Source organism: Bradyrhizobium ferriligni (genome assembly GCF_056837965.1).
The window spans coordinates 40,973-52,207 of the sequence record NZ_JBXEJO010000020.1 but is presented as its reverse complement, the minus strand read 5'-3'; the positions used below and the strand labels follow the sequence as shown (position 1 = coordinate 52,207).

Genomic DNA, 11,235 nt, shown 5'->3' with positions numbered 1-11,235 from the left:
CGAACCGATTTTGGACAGGTTCGTTCCCCGTCGCGGAACACCCCGTCCGCCGGTCTCACAACATGCTGCGTTGGCAGGTCTCCCGGCTTGCGGAGCAGGTTTTACCCTTCGATGCCCACCTTCCCGACTCCGTATGGAATCAGTGGCTTGGGCATCTCTCCGGTCACGGTCGCGGGGGCGGCTGCGCTTCGGGCGAACCTTGCGGTCATCGCCCTATCGCATTCCCTCTTCGCCTGTCGTAGGACAGGAACCAACGCGGACCCACCATTCGTCCAAGCCTCGCACTTGTCAAGCCGAAGGAACGTGATGACTTCTGATGGAAACGAAGCTGAAGACGGCGCCGTCGGCACCGATTCTTCGCTGGATGCACGCCATGCGGACAAGATGGCGAAAAAGAAAGCCGCCCGCGACCGCATCATGGCGACCAAGAGCGGTGAAAAGGGCCTGATCATCGTTCATACCGGCGCCGGCAAAGGAAAATCCTCCTCCGCGTTCGGCATGATCGTGCGCTGTGTGGCGCACGGCTTTCCCTGTGCCGTGGTGCAGTTCATCAAGGGCGCCTGGGATACCGGCGAGCGCCGCCTGCTCACCGGGCATTTCGGCGATCTCTGTCAATTCCATGCGATGGGCGAAGGCTTTACCTGGGAGACGCAGGATCGCGCCCGCGACATCGCGGCAGCGCAAGCCGGCTGGGAAAAGGCCAAGCAGCTGATCGCGGACCCGAGCCTGCGCATGGTCGTGCTCGACGAGATCAACATCGCACTACGCTACGATTACCTCGCGATCGCCGATGTCGTCGACTTCCTGACCACATCGAAGCCGCCGATGACCCATGTCGTACTCACCGGGCGCAATGCCAAGGAGGAACTGATCGAGATTGCCGATCTCGTCACCGAGATGACGCTGGTGAAGCATCCGTTCCGCTCCGGCATCAAGGCCCAGCCGGGCGTCGAGTTCTGACGGACATCACGATGGCGCGCGCATTGATGATCCAAGGAGCCGGCTCGGACGTGGGCAAGTCGCTCATCGTCGCCGGCCTTGCGCGCGCGGCCCGACGGCGCGGCCTGCGCGTGCTGCCGTTCAAGCCGCAGAACATGTCGAACAACGCCGCCGTGACCGTCGACGGCGGCGAGATCGGCCGCGCGCAGGCGTTGCAGGCGCTCGCCGCCGGCGTCGAGCCGCACACCGACATGAACCCGGTGCTGCTCAAGCCCGAGACCGATGTCGGCGCCCAGATCATCGTGCACGGCAAACGGATCGCCACCGCACGCGCGCGCGAATACGCCGGCATGAAGCCGTCGCTGATGGGCGCGGTGCTGGAGAGCTTTGGCCGCCTGAAAGAGCGCGCCGGCCTCGTGCTGGTCGAGGGCGCCGGCAGCCCCGCCGAGGTCAACTTACGCAAGTCCGACATCGCCAACATGGGCTTTGCACGCCGGGCTGGCGTGCCCGTGGTGCTGGTCGGCGACATCGACCGCGGCGGCGTGATCGCGCAGCTCGTGGGCATCAAGACAGTGATCGACCCTGACGATGCCGCGATGATCCAGGGCTTTGTCATCAACAAATTCCGCGGCGATCCGACATTGTTCGATGACGGTTACCGCCTGATCGAAGAGCGCACCGCCTGGCGCGGCTTTGGCGTGCTGCCCTGGTTCGTCCGCGCCGGCGAGCTTCCGGCCGAAGATGCGCTTGGGCTCGGCGAGGCGCGCAAGCCCGGTCAGCGCAAGATCGCATTCCTTGCGCTGTCGCGGATTGCCAATTTCGACGACCTCGATCCGCTGAAGCTCGAGCCCGGCGTCGATCTCGTGATGGTACGTCCGGGCGAAGCCATCCCGGGTGATGCGAAGCTCGTTATCCTGCCCGGCTCGAAATCGACCCGCGGCGATCTCGCCTACCTGCGCGCGCAGGGCTGGGACATCGATCTCCTGGCGCATCATCGCCGCGGCGGCCATGTCCTCGGCCTGTGCGGCGGCTACCAGATGCTCGGGCACACCGTCGCCGATCCCGATGGGATCGAGGGGCCCGCCGGCGAAACGCGCGGCCTCGGGCTGCTCGATGTCACGACCACGATGACCGAACAGAAGACGCTGACGCGCGTCAGCGCAGTGCATGAGGCGACCCATCAACCGATCAACGCCTATGAAATCCATATCGGGCGCACCGACGGGCCGGATCGCACGCGACCATTTGCGTTGCTTGGCGGCGGGCCGGAAGGCGCCATTTCGAGCGACGGGCGCGTTCACGGCAGCTATCTGCACGGCCTGTTCGCCTCGGACGAATTTCGCAAGGCTTTCCTCGCGCAACTCGACATCGCGGCGGCTGATCAGCCCTACGGCGCCAGGGTGGAGAGCGCGCTCGACGCACTTGCCGAGCACATCGAGACCCATCTCGATGTCGAAGGCCTGCTCGCGCTGGCGCGCTAAACGGACAGCACGGCGGAAAGGCGAGACCATTCCGCCTCGCCGCCCGGCAAGCCGAGCCGCAACCATCCCGGCTGTTGCCGGAAGACGCGCGACCAGATCTGGCCGCCGGCAAGCTTCGCCTGCGCGGCCAGCGCATCGCCGACCTCATAAAGCCGGAACAGCGGCGTGCCGCCGAGCAGCGTCCAGCCCTGCGATCGCGCCGCCGCGTCGAGCCTGACGCAGTCGTCCGCGAGCCGCGCGGCGGTCGCCTCTGCCCAATCGCGATCGAGCAACGCGCGCCGTCCGATCGCAATCGCGGCGCCCGAAACCGGCCATGGGCCCGCCATCGCAGCAAGCGCGACGATGTCAGCCTCGCTGCCGATCGCGAAGCCAAGACGCAAGCCGGCAAGCCCGTAAAACTTGCCGAATGAGCGCAGGATCAGGAGCCCCGCGCGTCCTGCTTCCGGTGCAAGGGACAGGTCAGGAACGGCGTCCGCAAAACTCTCGTCGATGACGAGCCGGCCAACGCGCGGTAGCAGTGCCAGCAACTCCTGCCGATCATGGCGTCGTCCATCGGGATTGTTCGGATTGACGACGATCGCAATGTCCGCTCCTGGGAGCGCGGCGAGATCGGACACCTCGGCGACGTCCCAGCCGGCGGCCGACAACACCGCGGCATACTCATTGTAGGTCGGCGCCAGGATCCGCGCCCGCCCCTTGAGCGCCAGATGCGGCAGCAACTGAATGGCGGCCTGCGCACCGCCCATCGCCATCATCGGCGCGTTGGTGGCATAGGCCTGCCGCGCGGCGTCGTGCAGCGATTCAAGATCGGATCGCGACGGCAGCGCGCTCCACCGTCGCGGTTCGACATCGACCAGGGGATACGGCACCCGGTTGATCCCGGTCGACAGGTCGATCCAGTCGTCCGCGGCGCCGCCGAAGCGCTGCTGGGCGACATCAAGATTCCCGCCGTGCTCCCGCATGCGCCGCTCCTTCACGCCAGCGCCAGGGCGACGCACGCCGCAGCCAACAGCACCATGGCGTAGCGATAGAGCTTCAGCCCAATGAGGACGTCAGCGGCAGCCGGATCGCGCGCCCCCTCGTTCAGCCAGGGCTCATCGGCGATGTGACCGTGATAAATGCGGGGACCGCTGAGCCGGACGCCGAGCGCGCCAGCCATCGCGGCTTCTGGCCAGCCGGCATTCGGCGAGCGATGACGATGCGCATCGCGCAACATGCATGACCATGCCTGCGAACGGTTCGGCGCGAGCAGCACGAACAGAAGCCCGGTCAGCCGTGCCGGAACGAGATTGGCGAGATCGTCGATCCGGGCGGCTGCCCAGCCAAAGGCTTCGTGCCGCTCGGTGCGGTGGCCGATCATCGAGTCCAGCGTGTTGATCGCCTTGTAGCCAAGGATCCCCGGCAGGCCGAACAGCGCGCCCCAGAACACCGGCGCCACGATGCCGTCGGATGCATTCTCGGCGAGGCTCTCGATGGTGGCGCGCGCGATGCCGGAATCGTCGAGCGTAGCCGGATCACGCCCGACAATCTGCGCGACCGCCAAACGCGCAGCCGTGATGTCGCCGGATGCCAAAGGACTTGCCACCGCGGCGACATGGTCATGCAGCGAGCGCACGGCAACCAGCGGCCATGCCAGGACACCGACGAGGACAACGCGAACCCATCCGGATGCGAGCACGAACTGAACGGCCCAACCGAGCGCCACTACCAGCGCGATCACCGAGATCGCAGCCGCGACGCCAGCCCCGCGACGAAACGCCGGCGGATCGGAGGCGCGGTTCCAGGCGCTATCGACAAGATGGATCAGCCGGCCGAGCCAGGTCACGGGATGGCCGATGCGGGCAAACAGCGCGGACGGCCAGCCGATCAAGGCATCCACCGCCATCGCCACCGCCATCGCTCCCGCAAAACCCACGCAACCCTCTCCTCGCCGCGATCCCCCTGATGCGCAAGACATCGGCCGAGCGCAAGCCCTCTGTGACGGATTTCGGCTTTGTCTTTCTCCGCGATTGGTGGTTAGAGCGTCTCCGAACGACGTGCGTACCGGTCGCACAGGAGATGATATGGTCGTCATTCTGATCACGGGGGGAGCCCGGTCCGGCAAAAGCCGGCGCGCCGAACTTCGTGCGCGCAGCTTTCCGGGGCAACCGGTCTATATCGCAACCGCCGGGGCGCTCGACGCGGAAATGGATGAGCGGATCGCCAAACATCGCGCGCGGCGCGGCAGCGACTGGATCGAGCGCGAGGTGCCGCTCGATCTCGTTGAAGTGCTGTCCGAGACCGATGGCGGCGGCGCAAGACTGGTCGAATGCCTGACGCTCTGGCTATCCAATCTGCTGCATGCCGGGCGCGACTGGTCGCAGGAAGTGACGCGGCTGGCGAATGCGCTGTCGCGCCAGCACGGCCCGGTCATCCTGGTCACCAACGAGGTCGGTCTCGGCATCGTGCCGGACAATGCATTGGCGCGGACTTTCCGCGACGCCGCAGGAATCATGAACCAGACTATCGCCGGCATCGCAGACGAGGTCGAGTTCGTCGTTGCGGGCCTGCCGATGAAGCTTAAATGAAGTCCGAGATCGATCCTGCCAAAGGCCCCGCGATGGTCTCATTCGACGATACGTTTCGCCGCCAACTGCACGAACTGTTCGTGTGGCGGCGCGACGTGCGGCGGTTCCGGGCCGATCCGCTGCCAGATAACACGATCGAGCGGCTGATCGAGATCGCCTGCCTGTCGCCTTCGGTCGGCCTGAGCCAGCCCTGGCGGTTCGTCATTGTCGACGACGAGGCACGCCGCCGCGCTGTCATCGACGACTTCAAGGCCTGCAACGCCGATGCGTTGCGGTCCTATTCGGGCGAGCGCGCCGCAAAATATGCCGCGTTGAAATTATCAGGCCTGGAGGAAGCGCCGGGCCATCTCGCCGTGTTCGCCGAGAAGACCGACCGGATCGGCGCCGGTCTCGGCCGCGCGACGATGCCGGAGACGTCGGAATATTCCGTGGTGGCCGCGATCTGCTCGATGTGGCTTGCCGCGCGCGCTGAAGGCATCGGCATCGGCTGGGTGTCGATCCTCAATCCGGAACGCATTCATGACGTTCTGGAAATCCCGGTCTCCTGGAAATTTATCGGCTATCTCTGCGTCGGTTACCCCCAGACCGAGTGCGACCGTCCGGAGCTCGAACAGGCCAAGTGGGAATCGCGGCGAGGTCCGGATGAATTCACCATCCGACGCTGATCGAGCCCCTGCCGGCGACGGCACCTCGAGCTGTGACGCGCACTGGCGCGCCGACATCGCCTCGCTGGTCTTTCCCGTGCCGGAGCACCGCGCCATCTGCGCGGTGCATCGGGGCGCCTTTCGCACGCTGCTTGGCACCGATCCAACGGTCGACGCATGTCTCGCCTATTTCAGGCAGTTTGAACAAGCCTTCAAGGCAGCCGCGCGCGCCAAGATCGAGCGCAAGCGCATTCTCCTTGGAACAAATTTGCATCTTACCAGTCGCGACATCACCCGAAAGCTGCTAGAAGCCGATCAAATCGAATGTGGAGAACGACCATGAGCCAGTCCCAGACCGCGCAAACCCAGGTTACTCAAGCTCAGGTCACGCTGCCGATCGCTAGCCGACAGGTCGGACGGCTTGCGCAGTCGTTGATGGCCATGACGCTCGGCCTGTTCATCGTCGGCGTGGTCGGCTTCTCGCACATCGACGTGATCCACAACGCCGCGCATGACGTGCGCCATTCCAACGCCTTCCCCTGCCACTGACCGCCCTTGCATGAGCACGTTTCGCTCGATCGTCTTCTCGTCGGTCATTGCCGGATTCATCGTCGGCCTGATCGTCACCGCGGTCCAGCAGTTCGGCACTGTTCCCCTGATCCTCAGGGCCGAGGTCTATGAGAAGGCGGCCGCGCACAAGCACGAAGCCGCGGCGTCACCGCAGGCGATCCTCGTGCATGATCATGCGGATCATGATCATGGCGCGGAGGCCTGGGAGCCGCGCGACGGTTTGGAGCGCAACGTCTATACCGCGGGGGCAAACATCCTGACCGCGATCGGCTTTGCGCTTCTGCTCTGCGGCTTCCTCGCGGTTCGCAGCGGCGCGACCGGCGAGCAGATCTCGTGGCATGAAGGCCTGATGTGGGGCCTTGCCGGTTTTGCCGTCTTCACCATTGCTCCGGGCCTCGGACTGCCGCCTGAATTGCCGGGGGTCCCCACCGCTCCATTGCTGTCGCGCCAGATCTGGTGGGTGACGGCGGTGCTGGCGACCGCAGCCGGCCTCGGGCTGATCGTGTTCCGGCGCTCGATGCCGGCCGCCATCGCCGGCGTGGTCCTGATCATGCTGCCGCATCTGATCGGCGCGCCCGAACTGGAGCATGTCGAGACCAACGTGCCTTCGTCCCTGTCGCATCAGTTCGTGGTCGCCGTCACGCTGACCAGTCTGGTGTTCTGGTCCCTGCTGGGCGGCCTGACCAGCGCCGCATTCGCCTATTTCGATCGGCCGGGCTCATCCGCTCACGGGTGACAGCCGCTGCCTGAAAAACGCCAGGATCTCATCGCGGGCCGCGATGGTCGGCTGGCCGGCCTCGTCGATCAAATGCACCGTCACGACGCTGTGCGGTGTCGTGACGAAATTCCGGAAGAACGGCGGCACATCGCGGTTCGCCGCGCTGTCGGGAAGCACCCGCCCGATGAATCGGTCGCCGAGCGCCTCGCGATAGGCCGCAAAGCGCTGCGCCATACAGAACGTGTCACCCTCAAAGCGATAGGCCAGCACGGTCAGGTCTTCGCGCTCCAGCCGCTCGCGCACCGCTTTGACTTGCTCCGGTGCGATCTCGATGCCCGCCGGATCATTCAATGGCAATGACGGCTGCGAAAGCACCGGCGCCAGCATCGACGGCTCCAGCATCATGGTGAGCGCGAAATTGCCGGTAAAGCACATCCCGATGGCCCCGACACCGAGACCGCCGCATTCGCCATGGGCAAATCGCGCCAGCGCGCGCAGCCATTGCGTCACGGGACTGGACTGGTTTGCGGCCATCGCACGAAACTCCGCACTGACGCAGGCGCGCTGAAACACCGCGGCGCCCTCCTCCGCGCTCGCGACAGCGCCGTCACGGCCGAACAGCGACGGCATATAGACGGTGAATCCGGCATCGCGAACCCAGCGGGCGAAGCGGGCCACATGCGGGCTGATGCCCGGCATCTCCGCCATCACGATCACCGCAGGACCTGCGCCGCCAGCATGGACGGTCTTGCCGGCCCCATCGAGGGTAATCTGGCGGCGCTCGAAATCCTCGAGCGGGTCGTCCTGGGTCATCGGCCGGTTCGGCATCGGCGGTCCTCCTGATCGAGATCGGCAGCGTCTTGGCGTCAGAGTTGCGATTTTCCGGCCGGGCGGCTAGTGTCAAAAATGACATTGATCGCGGATTTTATGACATGACCAAGGTCGCGGTTGTCGAGATCGACGGCTGCCTCGCGTCGGCGGCCGCCATCACCCACGACGTGCTGGCCATCGCCAACCGGATCAGCACGACGAAGCGCGCGCGCTTCGAGGTGACGACGCTGCGTTATGGGCCGAGGCGGCACGGCGGCCGATTGCGCGGCGCCGACCTCGTCATCGTTCCCGGGCTCGGCTCGGCATCGGCCGGCGAACTGGAGCGCAAGCTGGCGACACCGGCATGTCGGCACGCTCGCGACATGCTGGTCACAGCGTTCGCGAACGGCGCGATGCTCGCCGCGTCCTGCGCCAGCAGTTTCCTGCTGGCGGAGACCGGCCTGCTCGACGGCAAGCGAGCGACCGCCACATGGTGGTTCGCGCCGCTGTTTCGGCAACGCTATCCGAATGTCGAGCTGATGACGGAGCGGATGGTGGTGGCCGACTGGCCGATCGCAACCGCCGGCGCGGCGATGGCGCAGATGGACCTGATGCTTGCGGTGATCACGCGTTTCGGCAGCCCGGCGCTGGCCAAGGGCTGCGCCAACTACCTGCTGCTTGGCGAGCGGCATTCGCAGGCGCCGTTCATGGCGATCAATTATCTTGCCAGCCAGGACCCCAAGGTCGCCAGGGCCGAGAAATGGGTGCGCAGCAACATCGCGCGCGACTTCACGATCGGGGACGTCGCCGCCGCGGTGGCGCTGGCGCCGCGGACATTTGCCAGACGGCTCGAGGCGATCTGCGGCGTGTCGCCCATTCAATTCGTGCAACGCATCAGGATCGAGACGGCGCGGTCGCTGCTCGAGACCACGCGCCTTTCGGTCGAGGAGATCGCGGGCAAGGTTGGATATGCCGAGCCATCGACCCTCCGCCGGCTGATCCGGCGCGAAACGCGGCATTCGCCGCGGCATTTCCGCTCAGGCTGATGATCCGCAACGACGCCACATCCGCGATGAAATCATCACGCCGAGAGCCACGCGAAGGCGCGGCGCAAGAATGCAGGCGCATCCTTTTCGACTGGCGTTCCATGGGCCATCAGCACCTTTTCGGCGGGCCACGCCAGAATCCTTTGCAAGGCCGCACGCGCGGCGCGGCGGCCCGTGAAGGCAACGCGGAACTTGCGCGGCACCGACGGCTCCGGCCCGACCATCAGGTCGAGTCTCGCGATCGTCGCCCGCCAGCCGGAGAGCAGGTCGGGAGGGATCTGCTGCAGCAGGTCGGTGAACAGCACGGTGCTGCTTTCGACATGGAAGAACACCACCTCCGTGGTGATCAGGTTGCCGCGCATCACCACCTGATCGATCTGGCCGGCCCAGTCGAGGCTCGGCGCGTCCGCGAGATCGGCATCGAAGCCGAGGTCACGGCGCCGCTTGCGCAGGCCCGGCGGGGCGTGGAGCACAGCGGCCGGACAGGCCAGCTTCCATTCGGCGAGGAACAGATGATGCAGCGAGTTGGGGGCCACGATGTGCCTGACCTGACCGAGTGCGTCGACGCCGGCCTGCAATTCCTCCGTCCACCGGACCGGCGACCAGATGAAAAGGCCGCCGTCGGATAGCCTGACGACCGCCATCCGGGTCGGATAGTGAAACCCGGCGACCGCAAGGTTCGGTCCCCCGGCAATCCAGATGTCGTGGCCGAACTGCTGCAATACCGCCATTCGCGATAAACCTTGACCGTCGGGCGCCGCATCCAACACCGCACGCTCCGCCGGCGTTGCGGGTTCATTTACCATGCCCGGCGTGACAGGCCGCGGACAAGGGGCAATGTCGATCATCGGTTCCGATTGCGCCGCGGCCAATTGCAACGATCGGGTTTACGCAACCTTAGACGATTTGATCCAAATGTTGCGCGTGCACGACGCGATTGGGATGAAGCGGCCGATGTCGCAGAAGTCGGACCTCGAGGGACACAGGCTGGCCTTCGCTGATGACGCCGCGCGTCACCTCGCGGCGAATGACGCGGATCGTGGCACTGTGATGCCGCACGCAACCATCGGCCGAACCTCGTGGGCGCCCGTAGGTCAGCCGCAGGCGGCAATTGTGCATTTGCCGCGGTCCGGCGCGGGCGCGCTGGTCTCCGCGCTGCGTGAGGCCGACTGGCTCACGGCTGACCGTGTCACCGCCTTCACCCGCGTATTTCTCGTCCTGTTCATCGGCTGCATCGCGATCATCCCATGGGCCGCACCGACGATGGATGTCGGCCATGATTTCGCGGCGTTCTGGACGGCGGCAAGGCTCGCGCTCGAAGGCCGCGCCGGCGACGCCTATGGCGATGCAGGCCGCGGCGCTGTAGCCGCCGTGCTCGGTCAGAACACCTACGCACCATTCTTCTACCCGCCGACGTCGCTGCTGTTCTGGCTGCCCTTCGCACTGGTTCCCTTTGCAACGGCGGCCGTCATCTGGATCGTCGCGACCTGCGCCGCCTATGCGGCCGCGGTGAGAGCCATGCTCGAGCGTGGCTCCGTCGTTCCCGCGCTCGCCTTTCCCGCCGTGTGGGTGTGCGCGCTGTTCGGACAGAATTCGCTGTTCTCGGCAGCCCTGCTCGGCGGATCGGCCGCCACGCTCGACCGCTATCCGGTGATCGCCGGCGCGCTGCTCGGCTGCTTTAGCTACAAGCCGCAGATCGCCCTGCTTGCGCCGCTGGTGCTGATCCTGACGCGGCGCTGGCGCGCGCTCGCCGCGGCGGCCGCAACGACGCTCGTGCTTTTGCTGGCGGCCACCGCCATCTTCGGGATCGACGCGTGGATCAAGTTCGTTGCCGTTCTGCCGGAGGCAAGCGCCTGGAGCCTCGGCGGCGGACCCGGCTTCGAGAAGTTCGCCAGTCCCTATGCCGCGGTCAGGCTGGCCGGCGGATCCAGCAGCACGGCCTGGCTCGTCCAGGTGACCGCGGCCGCGATCGCGATCGTCGTCCTGATCCTGGTGCTGCGAAAACGTCCCGGCGGCGCTGCCGAGATCGCGCTGATGGTGGCGATGACTGGCCTGTGCGTGCCGTCGCTCGGCAACTACGAGGTCGTGATCCTGGCGATCCCGGGCGCGTGGCTGATCGCGCAAGCGCTCGCGCAGGGCTGGCTGCCCTATGAACGCATCGCCCTCGCTGCGCTTTATTTGACGCCATTCGCCATGGTGCCCGCGGGCGCCAACGGCCTGCAACTGGCACCGATCGCCGCTGCGGCAGTTGCCATCCTTGTCGTGCGCCGCATCAGGCATCTGCCGCCCTCGGACGGCGAAATCGTGCAGGCCTGACGCCCTAAGCGAAGGTATGACCCACAAACGACGACCCATATTGGGTGTCGTCCCTGCCTAGTGCGCAATTGCGCACTAGGCAGGGACGACACCGAACAAGCTGATTGACGGTTGAATCCGACAAACCAATGCGGCCCGTAACCG

At 66.0% G+C, this 11,235-nt stretch carries 13 protein-coding genes and 1 riboswitch; of the genes, 9 read left to right on the top strand and 4 right to left on the bottom strand.

All coding sequences use genetic code 11. From position 1 onward, the window contains the following. Positions 1–55 precede the first annotated feature (55 nt). A riboswitch (cobalamin riboswitch) is annotated at positions 56–270 on the bottom strand. A gap of 36 nt (positions 271–306) precedes the next feature. Beyond that, positions 307–960: a cob(I)yrinic acid a,c-diamide adenosyltransferase gene (cobO, locus tag AC1VNY_RS14150; protein WP_411780794.1), complete on the top strand. Its 654-nt coding sequence runs from the start codon at positions 307–309 to the stop codon at positions 958–960. A gap of 11 nt (positions 961–971) precedes the next feature. Continuing rightward, complete coding sequence (locus tag AC1VNY_RS14145; protein WP_482405585.1) at positions 972–2,420, top strand: cobyric acid synthase; 1,449 nt, start codon at positions 972–974, stop codon at positions 2,418–2,420. Here the strand turns inward: AC1VNY_RS14145 and cobD are convergent. Then, complete coding sequence (gene cobD / locus AC1VNY_RS14140; RefSeq protein ID WP_482405584.1) at positions 2,417–3,382, bottom strand: threonine-phosphate decarboxylase CobD; 966 nt, start codon at positions 3,380–3,382, stop codon at positions 2,417–2,419. The two genes, AC1VNY_RS14145 and cobD, sit on opposite strands and share 4 nt — an antisense overlap. A gap of 11 nt (positions 3,383–3,393) precedes the next feature. Beyond that, the gene (gene cbiB / locus AC1VNY_RS14135) at positions 3,394–4,335 is read right to left on the bottom strand and encodes an adenosylcobinamide-phosphate synthase CbiB (RefSeq protein WP_482405583.1); all 942 of its coding nucleotides are present in this window, start codon (positions 4,333–4,335) and stop codon (positions 3,394–3,396) included. Between the two features lie 148 nt (positions 4,336–4,483). Here cbiB and cobU point away from each other — a divergent pair, with 148 nt between their 5' ends. From cobU to AC1VNY_RS14110, 5 genes are read left to right on the top strand one after another with little or no spacing between them, the layout of a single operon-like run. Continuing rightward, positions 4,484–4,987, top strand: a complete 504-nt coding sequence (cobU, locus tag AC1VNY_RS14130; protein WP_482405582.1) for a bifunctional adenosylcobinamide kinase/adenosylcobinamide-phosphate guanylyltransferase — start codon at positions 4,484–4,486, stop codon at positions 4,985–4,987. A 32-nt stretch (positions 4,988–5,019) separates the two neighbouring features. Continuing rightward, positions 5,020–5,652 carry a 5,6-dimethylbenzimidazole synthase gene (gene bluB / locus AC1VNY_RS14125; protein ID WP_038382114.1) on the top strand — a complete coding sequence of 211 codons (633 nt, stop codon included), beginning with the start codon at positions 5,020–5,022 and terminating at the stop codon, positions 5,650–5,652. Further along, the gene (locus tag AC1VNY_RS14120) at positions 5,630–5,974 is read left to right on the top strand and encodes a hypothetical protein (RefSeq protein ID WP_482405581.1); all 345 of its coding nucleotides are present in this window, start codon (positions 5,630–5,632) and stop codon (positions 5,972–5,974) included. Before bluB ends, AC1VNY_RS14120 begins: the two co-directional genes overlap by 23 nt. Continuing rightward, positions 5,971–6,180, top strand: a complete 210-nt coding sequence (locus tag AC1VNY_RS14115; protein ID WP_482405580.1) for a CbtB domain-containing protein — start codon at positions 5,971–5,973, stop codon at positions 6,178–6,180. The genes AC1VNY_RS14120 and AC1VNY_RS14115 overlap by 4 nt, the downstream gene beginning before the upstream one ends. Before the next feature lie 10 nt (positions 6,181–6,190). Continuing rightward, positions 6,191–6,937 (top strand): CbtA family protein, encoded by a 747-nt coding sequence (locus AC1VNY_RS14110; RefSeq protein ID WP_482405579.1) that lies wholly within the window; start codon positions 6,191–6,193, stop codon positions 6,935–6,937. Here the strand turns inward: AC1VNY_RS14110 and AC1VNY_RS14105 are convergent. After that, positions 6,920–7,747, bottom strand: a complete 828-nt coding sequence (locus AC1VNY_RS14105) for a dienelactone hydrolase family protein (RefSeq protein ID WP_482405578.1) — start codon at positions 7,745–7,747, stop codon at positions 6,920–6,922. The genes AC1VNY_RS14110 and AC1VNY_RS14105 overlap by 18 nt on opposite strands. Positions 7,748–7,851: 104 nt before the next feature. On the opposite strand from AC1VNY_RS14105, the gene AC1VNY_RS14100 reads away from it, so the two are divergent. Next, complete coding sequence (locus AC1VNY_RS14100) at positions 7,852–8,775, top strand: GlxA family transcriptional regulator (RefSeq protein WP_482405577.1); 924 nt, start codon at positions 7,852–7,854, stop codon at positions 8,773–8,775. Between the two features lie 35 nt (positions 8,776–8,810). Here AC1VNY_RS14100 and AC1VNY_RS14095 read toward each other — a convergent pair whose 3' ends face one another. Then, positions 8,811–9,506: a DUF4336 domain-containing protein gene (locus tag AC1VNY_RS14095; protein WP_482405576.1), complete on the bottom strand. Its 696-nt coding sequence runs from the start codon at positions 9,504–9,506 to the stop codon at positions 8,811–8,813. Between the two features lie 223 nt (positions 9,507–9,729). Here AC1VNY_RS14095 and AC1VNY_RS14090 point away from each other — a divergent pair, with 223 nt between their 5' ends. Then, entirely contained in the window at positions 9,730–11,091 is a 1,362-nt protein-coding gene (locus AC1VNY_RS14090) for a glycosyltransferase family 87 protein (protein WP_482405575.1), read from the top strand. Positions 11,092–11,235 lie beyond the last annotated feature (144 nt).

What these genes read in the sequence shown, in the direction of transcription:
- cobO (WP_411780794.1), top strand. Translation starts at nt 307, where the DNA reads ATGACTTCTGATGGAAACGAAGCTGAAGACGGCGCCGTCGGCACCGAT.
- AC1VNY_RS14145 (WP_482405585.1), top strand. Translation starts at nt 972, where the DNA reads ATGGCGCGCGCATTGATGATCCAAGGAGCCGGCTCGGACGTGGGCAAG.
- cobD (WP_482405584.1), bottom strand. Translation starts at nt 3,382, where the DNA reads ATGCGGGAGCACGGCGGGAATCTTGATGTCGCCCAGCAGCGCTTCGGC.
- cobU (WP_482405582.1), top strand. Translation starts at nt 4,484, where the DNA reads ATGGTCGTCATTCTGATCACGGGGGGAGCCCGGTCCGGCAAAAGCCGG.
- bluB (WP_038382114.1), top strand. Translation starts at nt 5,020, where the DNA reads ATGGTCTCATTCGACGATACGTTTCGCCGCCAACTGCACGAACTGTTC.
- AC1VNY_RS14120 (WP_482405581.1), top strand. Translation starts at nt 5,630, where the DNA reads ATGAATTCACCATCCGACGCTGATCGAGCCCCTGCCGGCGACGGCACC.
- AC1VNY_RS14115 (WP_482405580.1), top strand. Translation starts at nt 5,971, where the DNA reads ATGAGCCAGTCCCAGACCGCGCAAACCCAGGTTACTCAAGCTCAGGTC.
- AC1VNY_RS14110 (WP_482405579.1), top strand. Translation starts at nt 6,191, where the DNA reads ATGAGCACGTTTCGCTCGATCGTCTTCTCGTCGGTCATTGCCGGATTC.
- AC1VNY_RS14105 (WP_482405578.1), bottom strand. Translation starts at nt 7,747, where the DNA reads ATGCCGAACCGGCCGATGACCCAGGACGACCCGCTCGAGGATTTCGAG.
- AC1VNY_RS14100 (WP_482405577.1), top strand. Translation starts at nt 7,852, where the DNA reads ATGACCAAGGTCGCGGTTGTCGAGATCGACGGCTGCCTCGCGTCGGCG.
- AC1VNY_RS14095 (WP_482405576.1), bottom strand. Translation starts at nt 9,506, where the DNA reads ATGGCGGTATTGCAGCAGTTCGGCCACGACATCTGGATTGCCGGGGGA.
- AC1VNY_RS14090 (WP_482405575.1), top strand. Translation starts at nt 9,730, where the DNA reads ATGTCGCAGAAGTCGGACCTCGAGGGACACAGGCTGGCCTTCGCTGAT.